Source organism: Paludisphaera soli (assembly GCF_011064595.1).
GTDB lineage: Bacteria > Planctomycetota > Planctomycetia > Isosphaerales > Isosphaeraceae > Paludisphaera > Paludisphaera soli.
In genome coordinates, this window is record NZ_JAALJI010000024.1 from 19,832 (window position 1) to 33,159 (window position 13,328).

Sequence of the window (13,328 nt, forward strand, 5' to 3'; positions counted from 1 at the left end):
ACGAAGGCCGCAGGGGTCGCACCGTAATTGCTCGGGCGCAATCTCTCCGCTCCTCGGCTCGTCGGAGCCTGTTCGGATCCGCATCGTGCGGATCGGGCGATCAAGTTCGGTTATGATGTCGCGTCCCAATCTCATCCTTCGATTCGTAGGGGAGCGGGCCGGATGTCACCTCTCGTCGAGTGGCGGTCCGCGGCCATCCGCCGGGTAGGGGGACTTGATCCGTGGTCATCTCCGAGGTCGCTCGGGTTTCGAGCGATGAAGAACGAGGCCGACGATCGGCCGGCGACCTGTTCCCGCTGGTCTACGCCGAGTTGAGGCGACTGGCCGCGGCCCGGATGGCCGGGCGGGCGGCCGGACACACGCTGGAAGCGACGGCGCTGGTCCACGAGGCGTACGTCCGCCTGGTCGGCGAGGCCGACGGCCCGCGGTGGGCCGGGCGGAGCCACTTCTTCGCCGCGGCGGCCGAGGCCATGCGACACATCCTGGTCGACCGGGCGCGGCGGCGGAACGCCTTGAAGCGCGGCGGGGGCGCCGCCCGGATCGACCTGCCCGAGGACGCCCTCATCGCCCCCGACCACCGAGGCGACGTCGAGCTGCTGGCGGTCGACGAGGCCCTGGGCCGGCTGGCCGAGGCCGATCCGCAGGCCGCCGAGCTGGTCAAGCTCCGATACTTCGCAGGGATGAGCATCCCGGACGCGGCCGCCGCCCTCGGGATCGCACCTCGAACGGCCGACCGGATCTGGGCCTACGCGCGGGCCTGGCTTCGGACCGCCGTGGGCGAGCTTTAGAAAAATCTCGCGGCGTCCTGGCGCGATCGCTCGACGGAGTGCGTGTCCGGGGATGACGGATCGAATTCCGATCCGACATCCAGGGAGACCACCTCATGTCCGCCAGATCGATCCGCAACAACTTGCGCCGCATCTTCAAGCCGGCCCCCCGCAACCGACGCCTCTCGAACGGATTCCGACCGTCTTGCGGCGGTGATCGGCTCGAGACCCGCATCGTCCCTGCCGCCTACCTCTGGCAGGGCACCCTCATGATCGAGGGGACCGACGCCTCGGACGTCGTCACCGTGGAGGATCGATGGCCCGATAGCGCCGCGGGGCAGATCAAGGTCGTCACGAACGGCACGGCCCAGTACTTCTACCGCTACCAGATCACGTCGCGTCAGGTCGATTTCCGCGGCTTCGGGGGGAACGATCAGCTCGACGCGACGGGCCTCCTGAGTTTCCCGATCCGGGCGGACGGCGGCCTCGGCAACGACGTCATCCGAGGCGGCCAGCTGGCCGACGTCCTGTCCGGCGGCATCGGCGAAGACCAGATTTACGGCAACGGCGGCGGCGACCTCATCTACGGCAACGACGGCGTCGACCGCGTCTGGGCGGGCGCCGGTGCCGACTTCGTGTTCGGCGGCGAGGGCAACGACGTCATACACGGCGACTCCGAGAACGACCAGCTCTACGGCGAAGGCGGCGACGACACCCTCTACGGCGACATCGGCAACGACGTGGTCTACGGCGACAGCGCGGCCCAGCCCTACGGCGGGACCGGCAACGACGTGATCTACGGCGGCGCCGGCGACGACTATCTCGTCGGCCAGGGGGGTGCCGACCAGATCGCCGGCGACGCCGGCCACGATACGATCTACGGCAACGACGGCGCCGACCAGCTCTTCGGCGACGATCGCAACAACCCCTGGGCCGGCGACGGCATCGACGCGCTCTTCGGCGGCTGGGGCGACGACTACCTCGTCGGCGGCGGCGGGAGCGACGCGCTCTACGGCGACGGCGGCTCCGACAGCCTCTTCGGCTACGACGGCAACGACGTCCTCTGGGGGGACAACTACGGCACCACCCTGGCCGGCGAGGCGACCGACTACCTCTACGGCGGCCCCGGGAACGACATCCTGGCCGGCGAGGGGGGGGTCGACTATCTGTCGGGCGACCTGGGGACCGACTGGCTCTATGGAGGGACCAGCAACGACATGCTCTGGGGCGACAACCGGTATGAGCCGTCGGGCGGCTGGGAGAAGGACTACCTCCACGGCGAGGACGGCCATGACACCCTCTACGGCCAGGGGGGAGACGACGAACTCTACGGCGAGTCCGGCTCCGACCTGCTCTTCGGAGGTTACGGCAGCGACCTCCTGGTGGGTGACGACGTCAACGCCCCCGGCTGGCTCGACGTCCTCTACGGCGGGGCCGGGAACGACAGCCTCCGGGGCGGCGGCGGTGACGACCAGCTCTCGGGCGACCTCGGCACCGACTACCTCGACGGCGGCGCCGGCGCCGACAGCCTCTGGGGCGACGAGCGGACCGACCCCTTCGGCGGGTGGGAGTCCGACAGCCTCTACGGCGGCCCCGGGAACGACGTCCTCGCCGGTCAGGGCGGGAACGACTTGATGTTCGGAGGCTCCGACGAGGACATCCTGTACGGCAACGACGGCAACGACCAGATTTTCGGCGACGACCCGGCCAACATGTACGAGACGGGGAACGACTCGCTTTTCGGCGGGGCCGGCAACGACTACCTCCTCGGCGGCCAGGGGAACGACTACCTGCGCGGCGAGATGGGGTCGGACGTCCTGAGCGGCTTCGACGGCAACGACATCCTCTACGGCGACAACGCCGGCAATAACTGGGGGGGGGAAGGGGACGACATCCTTCAGGGCGGCAACGGGGACGACGAACTGTACGGCGAGGGCGGATTCGACACCCTGCGCGGCGAAGCGGGGCGCGACTACCTGTTCGCCGGCTACTACGACGCGAGGGAGACGATGTACGGCGGGGCCGGGTCCGACCGCTTCGTGATCATGCGGCGGGCGGACGGCCAGCTCGAAGACTACGTCGGCGACCAGCAGTCCATCGACACCTTCCAGATCTTCCGGCCCAGTACGTCGGCCTTCGGGACGGCCGCTTCGGGGGTGAAGATGACGTCGACCTCGCCCTCGACGGCCCAGGGCGACGCGAGTGTGGACTCGGCCCTGGCGGAACTGTACCGTCTCAGCGACGAGGCCGATTCGAAGTCGCCCATGCCGACCAAGCGGTCGGGCACGCTCTTCGCCGCCTCCGCGCGGGCCTGACATCGAGGAACGTGACACTTGCTCATGCCGGCCTCGGGAGGATCCCGGGGCCGGCTTCGTCGCTTCGCGTGCATCGACTCCCCGCCCTTGACTCCCCTCGGATCCGGACGCCGACATGACCGAGCGCTCGCTCTTCCTGGCCGCCCTCGAGATCCCCGACCCGACCGCTCGGGCGGCCTATCTGGACGAGACTTGCGGGGCCGATCCGAAGCTCCGCGCGCGGATCGAGGAGTTGCTGTCGGCCCACGCCGAGACCGGCAGCTTCATGGCCCGGCCGGCCGCGGAACAATCCCCCGAGGGGACGATCCCCGGCCTCCCACCCGGGGCTTCGGCCGGCCCCAGCCTGGTGGGCCTTCAGCTCGACGGCCGTTACGTGCTGGGCGAGGAGATCGGCCGCGGCGGGATGGGGACGGTCCATCGGGCCGAGCAGCTCCGGCCAGTCAAGCGGACCGTGGCCGTGAAGCTCGTCGGCGCCGGAATGGACTCGCGCCACATCCTCAACCGATTCGAGGCCGAGCGTCAGGCGCTCGCGCTGATGGACCACCCCAACATCGCCAGGGTCCTGGACGCCGGCGCGACTCCCGACGGCCGGCCGTTCTTCGTCATGGAGCTGGTCGACGGCGTCCCGCTGACGACCTACTGCGACCGCCGTCGGCTCCCCGTCGCCGACCGGCTCGACCTGTTCCGGCGGATCTGCCGGGCGGTGCAGCACGCCCACCAGAAGGGGATCATCCATCGCGACCTCAAGCCGTCCAACGTCCTGATCGAGGACCAGGGGGGCAAGCCCACGCCGAAGGTCATCGACTTCGGGCTGGCGAAGGCCGTGGGCGGGACCGTCCTGACCGACGAGACCCTGCCCACGCTGCACGGGACGTTCGCCGGCTCGCCGCTGTACATGGCCCCGGAGCAGGCCGGCCCCGACGCCGGGGACGTGGACGTCCGGGCCGACGTCTACGCCCTGGGCGCGATGCTCTACGAGCTGTTGAGCGGGTCGACGCCGATCCCCCGGGACGTCCTGAAGCAGGCCGCCCTGGCCCAGGTCGTCAGGCTGATCCGAGAGGACGAGCCGCCGGCCCCGAGCCGACGGCTGGGCGAATCCGACGCCCTCCCCTCGGTGGCCGTCAATCGCCGGACGGAGCCGGGCCGGCTCGGCCGCCTGATCCGGGGCGACCTGGACTGGGTGGCGCTCAAGGCCCTGGAGAAGGATCGGGACCGGCGCTACGAGTCGGCCGCCGCCTTCGCCGACGACGTGGAGCGGTTCCTGAACCATGAGCCGGTCTCGGCCGGCCCGCCGACGGCCGCCTACCGGGCGCGGAAGTTCGTCCGTCGGAACCGATCGGCGGTCGTCGCCGCGGCCCTGGTCTTCCTCGCCCTGGTCGCCGGGGTGGTGGGGACGACCCTCGGGCTGCTCGAAGCCAGGCGGCACGCCGCGCTCACCGAGGCCGAACGCCTCCGCGCCGACGCCGAGGCCGCCGTGGCACGCGAGGTGAACGCCATCCTGACCCGGGGCCTGCTGGGCCAGGCCGACCCGAACGCCCAGGCGACCGCCGGCCGGGCCCCCGACCCGGACCTCAAGGTCCGCACGCTGCTCGACGCGGTCGCCGCCGGGCTCGACGGCCGGTTCGCCGACCGCCCCGCGGTCGAGGCGGCGGTGCGGCTCACGGTCGGCAAGGCCTACCAAGGACTTGGCGTCTACCCGGAATCGATCCGGCACCTGGAGCGGGCCCTCCAACTCGCCGAGGCCGCCGCGCCACCCCCCGCGGCCGAGACCGTCGAAACGGCCGACGAGCTGGCCACGGCCTATCGTCGCGGCGGGCGGCACGAGGAAGCGGGGCGGCTGAACCGACGCTACCTGGACCTCCTGGAGCCGGCCCTCGGTCCGGACGACCCCCGAGTCCTCACGTTCGTCTACAACCTCGGCGTGGTGGCCATGGCCCTCGGCCACCCCGAGGAGGCCGAGTCGAGGTTCATCCGAGCCCTGGAAGGTCGGGAGAAGGCCCTCGGGAAGGACAGCTTCCTCGTCGCCCAGGCCCGAACCGCCCTCGGCAACGCGGCCGGCGACCTGAACGACGACGAGCGGTCCCTGTCGCTGCACGAGCAGGCCCTGCCGGTGTTTCGTCGGGTCCTGTCGGAGACCGCTCCCGACACGATGATCGTCGCCAACAACCGGGCCAACGCCCTCTCGAAGCTGGGCCGGACGGACGAGGCGATCGAGGCCTTCACCAAGCTCGTGGACGACGCCCGGCGCCACCTAGGCCCGACTCACGTCGACACCCTGACGTACATCGATGGCCTGGCGAACTGCCGGCTCGATCAGGAGCGGTATGACCTGGCCGAGCCGCTCCTGCGCGAGGCCCTCGACGCGGCCCGGGCGACGCTCCCGCCCGAGCACCCGGACGTCGTGCATTACGCCTACCAGATCGGCTGCCTGTACGAGTCGACGCGGCGCCATGTCGAGGCCGACCGCGAGCTGGCCGAGGCCCTCCGCCTGAGCCGCCTGGCCTACCCGGCCGGGCACCCGATGACGGTCCGCATCGCCCAGCACCTGATCGACGTCCGCTTCGCGGCCGATCGCCACGCGGACGCCGAGCCCCTCGTCCGCGAATTGCTCGCGCTGAACGAGGGTCGCGACCCGAATCACTGGGTCGTCTTCCACCTGCGCGGCCTGCTCGGCCGCGCGGCCCTGGCCCAGGGGCGACACGCGGACGCCGAGCCGCTCCTGCTGGACGGGTATCGCGGCCTGAAGGAGCGCCAGGACAAACTCCCGCCCCCCATCCGGGCCAGGATGGACGAGCTTCCGGGGCGCCTCGCCGAGCTGTACGTCGGCCTGGGGAAGCCGGACGAGGCGGCGAAGTGGCGAGGCCTCCAGAAGCCCTGATCGGCGAGAGGGCTGAGTTCCAAGGGGCCGGCCGCACCCCTGAAGGTCAGGAGAAGGCCCGTCGCAGGGTCTCCTGGACCGAGGGGAGGGTGAGCAGGACGCCCAGGACGATGAGCGTCGCTCCGGCGAGCGTGAGCGGCCGGATCGGCTCGCGGAGGACGAGGAACCCCAGGGTCATGGCGATCACGAAGCTCAGCTTGTCGATGGGCGCCACCCCCGAGATCGGGCCGGCCTTGAGCGCGGCGAAGTAGAAGAGCCAGGAGAGGCCGGTCGCCACCCCCGAGAGCACCAGGGCGGTCCAGTCGCGGCCGGTCAGCGAGCCGAGCCCGCGCCACTCCCCCCGCGCCAGGACGATCCCCGAGGCGAAGACGACGACCACCAGGGTGCGGATCAGGGTCGCCAGGTTCGACGGCACCTGGCCGACGCCGATCTTCGCGAGCAGCGCGGTGAGCCCGGCGAAGACGGCCGACAACGCGGCGTAGGCGGGCCAGCTCGTGCTCATGCCGGCGTCCCTTTCACGGCCCGATCCGCGTGCTGCGCGCGGCGGACGACGCGCACGTCCTCGACCAGGATCAGGCCGCCGTCGACCATCTCCTCCAGGACCGGCAGGAGGGCGTCGATGCGATCCGGCCGGTCGACGATCTCGACCTTCTCGGGCACGTCCTCGGATAGGCCGAGGAGGTGGGTCCGGTGGATGACCGAATGCCGCCCGAAGCCCATCACGCCGAGGCTCGCCGTCGCGCCGGCGACGCCCAGCTCGCGACATCGCTGGACGATGGCCGAGGCCAGGTGGACGCCGCGCCAGAGGTCGGAACTGCCGATGTAGACGGTGACGCGGCGGGCCGATTCCTCAAGCCTCATCGTGGGGCCTCCCCGATCGGGTGTCGACGATCCGATGCGCGCGGGCGGGGCGCCGGCGCGGGAGACGACCCGCACCGGCTCCAGGGTGACGAGCCCGTCGGGCCCCAGGCCTTCCAGCTCGTCGAGCAGGACGCCGAGGCGGTCGGGCACGTCGACGATCTCGATCACGACCGGGACGTCGACGCCGAGGTACTCGCTCCGGGAGTCGCGCAGGAGGTTCCGGGCCCCATAGCTCATGTCGACGAGGAAGACCGAGGCCCCCGCCAGCTTCAGCGAACGGGCGGCCCCGACCACCGCCCGGTAGACGGCCTGGCCGCGCCATCGCAGGCTCGCGTTCAGGTAGAGCCGCAGGAGGGCGGCGTCCGTCGGGATCACGGGTTCATCCCCTCTCGGCCCGGGGGCGGCTCGGCCGGGTCGGTCGAGGGACGGCGCAGGTCGAGGGCCGCGAAGTCGGGCGGGAGTTCCAGATCCGGCGAGCCCTCGTCGTCCTCGGCCAGGAGTCGATCCCGGGCCGCCGCGGCCGCCGCCGCCGAACCCCGGACGGAGGGAGTTTGCGGGTGTCGCGAGGGGATCAGGACGTCGCGGGCCAGGGCGATCCCCAGGAACGCCGCCACGAAGCCCGCGACCACGCTGCCCGACAGGTTCAGCACCGCGATCCCGCGCTCGCCCCGTTCCCAGAGCGTGACCGACTCGAAGGCGAACGTGGAGAACGTGGTGTAGCCGCCGAGGAAGCCGGTCAGGACCGCGAGCCGGATGTGAGGGTGCGGCAGCCAGTGCGCCAGCGCCATCGAGAGGAAGCCGATCGCGAACGAGCCGCTCGTGTTGATGGCGAAGGTCGCCCAGTGCGAGGCCGTCCAGCGGTTCATCCAGACGCCCAGCCAGTACCGCGCGTTGACGCCCGCGACGCCGCCCAGCGACAACATCAGGATGCGACTCCAGGCTTCCACGCGACACCTCCCGACTCGCGACCGTGTCTCTCGGCCTGATTCTAACCACGACGGCGCCCGAAGGCGACTACGCCGGGCCCCGGCCGAAGACCGCGACCTCGAACGCGAGTCGTTCGAGGACGTTGACCTTCATGGAGCCTGCCCGAGACCGAGGCTCTGGTCGCGGCGCGCCGGAGGGGGATGGCGGGGGAGCGATTCGCCCCGCGCGGAGTTCCTGCTACGGCATGCCTGCCCGTAGGAGTCATCAGCACGATCGATCGGTCCGGCGGCGGTTTCCCGGAGGAGGGCGAACCCCATGCCCATGGGAGACCTTATCCGCCGGGGAAGCGGCTCGTCGACCGCGCCGGCTCATCTGCGGTCGGGCTTCTCGAAGTGCTGGTAGTCCGTCGGGCTGGGGCTCTTCCACTCGCCGGCCCAGGTCCAGCCGCGCTCCACGAAGGCGCGGGTGACGGGGTGGTCGCGGGTGAGCGTGCCGGGGGCCTCGGGGTCGTACTTCGCTCCCGGCGGCAGGACGAGCTTCCCCTTCACGTAAGGATTCTGCACCGTGTTCACGTCGATCGCGCGGCCGTAGCCGTGGTTCGAGATCCGAGTGCCGCCGGTGACGGGGCGGTAGTTGAAGCACGACGTGTTGTTCGCTTCCATCGACAGGTCGTCGTCCCAGAATCCGTTCTTGCGGAACCTCGGGTGCGAGACCGGGATGGCCGACTGCATGGGGAACTTCTCGCGGAGGGCGACGGCGAACGCGTGGCGGATGTCGTCGACCAGCTCCTCGTGGGCGACGATCTGGCCCTTGTGGATCTTGCCGTCGAAGCCGAGATAGGTCACGTCGAAGAGGCGCTGGGCCTTGCGGATCTCCTCCGGGCAGCCGGGGCGGAGGCCCTCGAACGCCTCGGCCTCGGTCATGGCGCTGTCGATCACCGGGTCTTCGATCGTGCCCGCAGGCTCCCGGCCCGTCGCGGGGCCCGCGACCAGGGCCACGAACATCGCCGCCAACATCCCCGCGCGCCAGGCGCCCGCCAGTCGATTGCTCGTCACCCTTCGCCCCTCCGAGTTCGGCCGGCGCGGCGACCGGGCCGGCGCCGACGTCGGCGCCGCGCCCCCGGTCGAGCCGGGCCGCATCCAGTGTAGCGGAACGGCCCCGCCGGGTCGCCAGGACCGGGCGGGGCCGTCCGAAGGTCGCTTCGCGAGGGGCCTCGCCCGGGCTCAGAACTGGTCGGAGCTGAGCACCTCGCCGCCGTTGCGGGTGCCGAGGGCCCACCACGAGGCGCGGTTGACGGAGTCCTTGATGAACTTCACGCTGCCGTCGGACAGGGCCATGTTCACGCCGCCGGAGTGGTTGCTGTTCGGCGGGGCCGGGCCGAATCGGTCCTGGCCGGTCGAGTTGCCGCCGGACTCGTTCGTGGAGCACGCGGTCGTGTTGGGCGTGCCCATGTGGTTGTAGACGCTGTAGTTGACATAGAACGGATAGCCCAGGAACCAGTCGCCTCGCGAGGCGCCGAAGCCCTGCGTGGTCGGGGGGAGGGCGTAGCAGAGGGCCAGGTTGGCGTTGACCCCGTCAGCCGTCGCCGGGAAGGCCGAGATGTCCTTCTGGTAGAAATAGCCGCGCTTCGCCTTGGGCATGACGCCCGGCCGCGCGGTCGAGGCGTCGTTGGCGCCGGTCAGGACCTCGCTGAAGAGGGCCGTGTTGCTCGTGCCGTCGGTGATCGAGGCGATCTTGACGGTCGCCGAGTTGCCCACGAGCCAAGCGTCTTCCGGACGCTTCGAGGGGGTCGGGATGAACGTCCCCGAGTACGGCGAGAGCTGGAACGGCCCGCCGTAGTTGCCGACGTAATTGCAGAGCGAAACGTTGCGCTCGGGCCCGTCCGACGGGCAGAGGAACCCTGCGACTTGGGTGTTGAACACGGTGGTGTTCTTGTAGTACTCGCTCCACCCGGTCACGGAGTTGCTGTTCACCGGGCCGACGTTGTAGGCGTTCCAGAGCGTCCCCTGCTCGATGAAGGGGAGCATGCTGAGCATGCCGCTGGGCGCCCAGCCCCAGTTGTCGGTCGGCGACGGGTACATGCAGCTCGGGATGAACGAGCCGTGCGTGCTCTCGTAGTTGTGGAACGCCAGCCCGATCTGCTTCAGGTTGTTGATGCACTGGGAGCGGCGAGCGGCCTCGCGCGCCGCCTGGACGGCCGGCAGCAGCAGGGCGATCAGGACGGCGATGATGGCGATGACGACGAGCAGCTCGATCAGGGTGAAGGCGCGAGACGGACGCGAATGCATACGAAATTTCCTCGATTCGAGAAGGGGTGGGATCACGAGGGGCTTCACGGGGCCCGAGCGAAGGCGTCGGGCGGGGGGCGGGGTCCTCTCAGCTCAACGCCCCGGGAGCTGCCCCGGCGCGGGCGCCCCCGCGGCCGCGGCGGACTTCTTCAGTCGGACCATCTCCGCCTTGGGGTCCGCCCCCAGGGCGTGCTGGCTCCCGACCGCGCCGATGCTCTTCTCGTCGCGCGGGACCACCGTCCGCGACGAGGCGGCGTCTCCGCATCCGGAGGCCGTCGCGGCCGCCAAGACGCACAAAATCGAAGCGACTCTCATTCGGCCGAACATCGAGACTCCCTCTCCTGGCAGAGACCGAACGGAAAACCCGGGTCGTCCGAAGGGCGACTCCGCACCCTTTAAACGAACGCCTGCATTAATGATCACTCGCTCACCGATCCTACCGTGACGCGTCGGCTCGACGGACCCGTCCTGATGCGATCCCGGGCAGGGGCTGCCCGCCGAATGGGCGGAGCCGGGACGGCCGCGGACGGCCGAAGTCACCTAAGTCATTGCAGGGTAGGATTCGGGCGAGGCCGAGCACCTGAGCTCGGGGGCCACCCAGTGCAATCCGTATTCCATAAGTGTTAAACAGATGTCGTATTGGGGTTGATCCCAGCGCCGGGATCGGCGCGCAAGGGCCCTCGGCCGCCGGACCGCGGCCCTTCGCGGGATCGGACGTGGGCCGTCGGCTCAGGGCGTCCGCGTCAGCCGGGCGGCCAGGTCGCGCTCGAAGTCGGGGGGGCTGAGCGTCAGCGCGCCCGTCTCGGGGCGGACCGCGTCGGAGCGGACGACGACGCCCCGGAAGGTGTCCCACCACTCGACCCGCCAGGCGTCGGGCGAGGCGGTCGGCACGGACAGCCGCAGGCCGCGGCGGGGGGATGGGGCCGGGCCCTTGTAAGGGTCGCGCCAGGTGCTCCGGCGGTCGTGGACCCACAGGACCATCAGGTCGTCGCCGGCGATCCCCAGCGCGTCGACGTCGGGGAAGCGGCTGGAGCGGTAGGCGGGGACGGAGATCGACTTCACCTGCAGCCAGTCCCCTTCCCCGTTGGCGATCGTCAGCTCGTGGCGGCCGGCGGGGACCTCCACGGCGAAGTCCCGGTCGGTATCAGGTTACCGTATAGCCCTGACGTTGCTCCGCGACACTCAGGGGAGTTTTGTTTCCTTCCAGAAATCCCATTGGCGATGGACAACCTGGACAACTACGAGCCAATCGTAAGCCGGTGCCGATGTCCCCGGTCGTTCGCTCTGTATCTGGCGGAATAGGTCACTCGCCTCAAACTCTTGAGTTGCCCGACTACCCATTTGCTTCAGGACGGCGTATGCGGAGAAGACGGCTTTGAGGCCGGCCGAATCACTTTGCTGACGCATCACGCCTTCGAGCTCGACCGCAGCCTCCGCCGGATGGAGGAGGCCCAAGGCGACCGCCAGTTGCGGGGCGACCCACGAGCCCCGCTTGAAGCGGTCCAGCAGGTCGTCGAGGAATCGTAGGTCTCGCGCGAGGAGCGCCGCCGAGCACCCGACCAACGTAGGCCGCCAGTTCCGTGCCCTGATCAACTCACCCCAATATCCCGGCCTCTCTCGCAGCCGGCCCGCGACGGTCGCCAAGTTCGCGAGGAGATGATCGCCCCGCCCACCCCCGCCAGGACCGAGCAGCCGGAGGTAAGCTGGCGGAGAAGGGCTCAGCCCCTCTCCCAGCCACTCGAAGACTTCGTAATGGGATTCGTCGCGGACCATCGATGCCCCCGTCCGGGCGTCCAAGTCAGATATCCTCGCGGGCTCGGCGCTCCTCGCCCGGGGGCGTGGGCTACGACTTCGATGAGCCGGCCTGAATGTGAGGGAATGGGATGAGGGAACCCGGACCATGGCGGAGCAACTCGCCCACGGATTGAAGGACGTCCAACCCTTGGCGGCGGCACGTCCGTAGCACGCTCGCCAGGACCGCATGCGTCTCCGCACCAGCCTCAGTCCGGTTCCCCGCCGACAGCTTACGCGCGATCACCGCCGGGCGAATCTCTCGCTCCGCTAGGGTGTTCGTCGCATCGAGCCCGTCGTGGTCGAGGAAATTCAGGAGGTGCGCCTGGTGCTTGCGCAGCCGCTTGGCCAGCCGGGCGTTGTCCGGGTCGGTCAGGTTGCCGGCCAAGAGCCGATCAAGTTCGGCGTGGAGTCGGCCCCGCGCTACGGCGTACCCATGAGGGCTCAGGTCCGCACGGCGACGCTTCAGGGCCATAGCCTTTCGGAGCAGGGCCGCCACGCGACGGCTGAACCGCACCGCCGCCCGGGTCTTGGACCGCTCGATCTCGCCGCAGGTCTTCAGCAGGTGGGCCAGGCACTTCTGCTTGGAGAAGGGGAGCGGGTCGTAGGCCAGGAAGCAGTCGCTGACCAGTACCCCAGCGAACCCCTCGCCCAGGACCTCGACGACCACCTCATGAGCCCGGCTGGGGCGGATGCGGTAGAGGGTCGCGTGCTCGTCGGCGAAGACCCAGAGCCAGGCCGACCGGCCGCCGATCTTCCAGCCGGTCTCATCGACTTGCTGGACGGCACTCTTCCGCGCCGCCTCGACCAGCCGGTCATAGCTGGGCTGGGCGAGCTTCCCCAGGCGATGCGAGCTACGGACCAGGGCCGCCGAGGCGACGACCACGCCGGTGAGGGTGAGCAGGACCGAGGAGCACTTGCGGTAGGAGACGCCCAGGCGATGCTTCAGGTCGGCGGCGAGGCCGAGCAGGCGAGGGCCGTACTGAATGGCGGCGGAGCCCAGGGCGTCGGAGATCTGCTCGGCGTGACGGCCTTGGACCCGGCGGCGACAGGACGGACAGCGGGTGACTGGGACGCGGAAGCGTGTGACGACCGGCTTGGGCTCGGGCAAGTCGATCTGATACTGGTCATGGATCGTGACAGGGGCCTCGCCGAGTGGCGTGTGGCACTCCGGGCAGTCCGGCGGCAGCGAGACCTCGATGGTGCGATCGACCTGCCCTGGCGGCGGTATGGGTCGATGGCTGGGCGGATGCCCGGGCTTGCGGCCGGGCCGCTTGGGGTCGGCTCTGGGTGAGCCCTCGGAGAAGGGGGCGGCTTGCCGCTTGCCGGCCCTCCTGGACTGCTCCAACTCGGCCTTGAGCCGTTCCACCTCGGCGCGTAGCTCGTCGATCTGACGGGACTGACGCCGGGTCAGGTCGACGAGTTCCTCGTAGGTGGGCGGCGAGATGGCATCCATGTCGAGTGTTTTACTCGACAAGACTCGCGAAACGCTACGGGGCAG

General features: G+C 70.2%; 12 protein-coding genes and 1 riboswitch. Of the genes, 3 read left to right on the top strand and 9 right to left on the bottom strand.

What is annotated here, in order from left to right:
* Nucleotides 1-221: 221 nt before the first annotated feature.
* From G6O68_RS24085 to G6O68_RS24095, 3 genes are all read left to right on the top strand, one after another.
* The gene (locus G6O68_RS24085) at nt 222-788 is read left to right on the top strand and encodes an ECF-type sigma factor (RefSeq protein ID WP_240911485.1); all 567 of its coding nucleotides are present in this window, start codon (nt 222-224) and stop codon (nt 786-788) included.
* 95 nt (nt 789-883) lie between these two features.
* The gene (locus G6O68_RS24090) at nt 884-3,082 is read left to right on the top strand and encodes a calcium-binding protein (RefSeq protein WP_165251213.1); all 2,199 of its coding nucleotides are present in this window, start codon (nt 884-886) and stop codon (nt 3,080-3,082) included.
* A gap of 115 nt (nt 3,083-3,197) precedes the next feature.
* Nucleotides 3,198-5,960, top strand: coding sequence for a serine/threonine-protein kinase (locus tag G6O68_RS24095; RefSeq protein WP_165251214.1), 2,763 nt, complete (start codon nt 3,198-3,200; stop codon nt 5,958-5,960).
* 46 nt (nt 5,961-6,006) lie between these two features.
* On the opposite strand, the gene G6O68_RS24100 is transcribed toward G6O68_RS24095, so the two are convergent.
* From G6O68_RS24100 to tnpC, 9 genes are all read right to left on the bottom strand, one after another.
* Entirely contained in the window at nt 6,007-6,462 is a 456-nt protein-coding gene (locus G6O68_RS24100) for an EamA family transporter (RefSeq protein WP_165251215.1), read from the bottom strand.
* Nucleotides 6,459-7,196 carry a DUF190 domain-containing protein gene (locus G6O68_RS24105; RefSeq protein ID WP_165251216.1) on the bottom strand — a complete coding sequence of 246 codons (738 nt, stop codon included), beginning with the start codon at nt 7,194-7,196 and terminating at the stop codon, nt 6,459-6,461. The genes G6O68_RS24100 and G6O68_RS24105 overlap by 4 nt, the downstream gene beginning before the upstream one ends.
* Nucleotides 7,193-7,768 (bottom strand): fluoride efflux transporter FluC, encoded by a 576-nt coding sequence (locus tag G6O68_RS24110; RefSeq protein ID WP_165251217.1) that lies wholly within the window; start codon nt 7,766-7,768, stop codon nt 7,193-7,195. The genes G6O68_RS24105 and G6O68_RS24110 overlap by 4 nt, the downstream gene beginning before the upstream one ends.
* A 228-nt stretch (nt 7,769-7,996) precedes the next feature.
* Nucleotides 7,997-8,078, bottom strand: a riboswitch (Fluoride riboswitch).
* Between the two features lie 38 nt (nt 8,079-8,116).
* A complete protein-coding gene (locus tag G6O68_RS24115) occupies nt 8,117-8,803 on the bottom strand; it encodes a M15 family metallopeptidase (RefSeq protein ID WP_240911486.1) in 687 nt (228 codons plus the stop codon).
* 168 nt (nt 8,804-8,971) lie between these two features.
* Nucleotides 8,972-10,036, bottom strand: a complete 1,065-nt coding sequence (locus G6O68_RS24120; protein WP_165251218.1) for a DUF1559 domain-containing protein — start codon at nt 10,034-10,036, stop codon at nt 8,972-8,974.
* Between the two features lie 93 nt (nt 10,037-10,129).
* A complete protein-coding gene (locus G6O68_RS24125) occupies nt 10,130-10,351 on the bottom strand; it encodes a hypothetical protein (RefSeq protein WP_165251219.1) in 222 nt (73 codons plus the stop codon).
* Nucleotides 10,352-10,765: 414 nt separating this feature from the next.
* The gene (locus tag G6O68_RS24130) at nt 10,766-11,161 is read right to left on the bottom strand and encodes a hypothetical protein (protein ID WP_165251220.1); all 396 of its coding nucleotides are present in this window, start codon (nt 11,159-11,161) and stop codon (nt 10,766-10,768) included.
* A gap of 57 nt (nt 11,162-11,218) precedes the next feature.
* Entirely contained in the window at nt 11,219-11,833 is a 615-nt protein-coding gene (locus G6O68_RS24135; RefSeq protein ID WP_165251221.1) for a hypothetical protein, read from the bottom strand.
* A gap of 46 nt (nt 11,834-11,879) precedes the next feature.
* Nucleotides 11,880-13,283, bottom strand: a complete 1,404-nt coding sequence (gene tnpC, locus G6O68_RS24140; RefSeq protein WP_165251222.1) for an IS66 family transposase — start codon at nt 13,281-13,283, stop codon at nt 11,880-11,882.
* Between the last annotated feature and the right edge of the window lie 45 nt (nt 13,284-13,328).

Coding starts and splice junctions, on each gene's coding strand:
- tnpC (WP_165251222.1), bottom strand. CDS start 13,283: ATGGATGCCATCTCGCCGCCCACCTACGAGGAACTCGTCGACCTGACC.
- G6O68_RS24090 (WP_165251213.1), top strand. CDS start 884: ATGTCCGCCAGATCGATCCGCAACAACTTGCGCCGCATCTTCAAGCCG.
- G6O68_RS24100 (WP_165251215.1), bottom strand. CDS start 6,462: ATGAGCACGAGCTGGCCCGCCTACGCCGCGTTGTCGGCCGTCTTCGCC.
- G6O68_RS24120 (WP_165251218.1), bottom strand. CDS start 10,036: ATGCATTCGCGTCCGTCTCGCGCCTTCACCCTGATCGAGCTGCTCGTC.
- G6O68_RS24095 (WP_165251214.1), top strand. CDS start 3,198: ATGACCGAGCGCTCGCTCTTCCTGGCCGCCCTCGAGATCCCCGACCCG.
- G6O68_RS24125 (WP_165251219.1), bottom strand. CDS start 10,351: ATGAGAGTCGCTTCGATTTTGTGCGTCTTGGCGGCCGCGACGGCCTCC.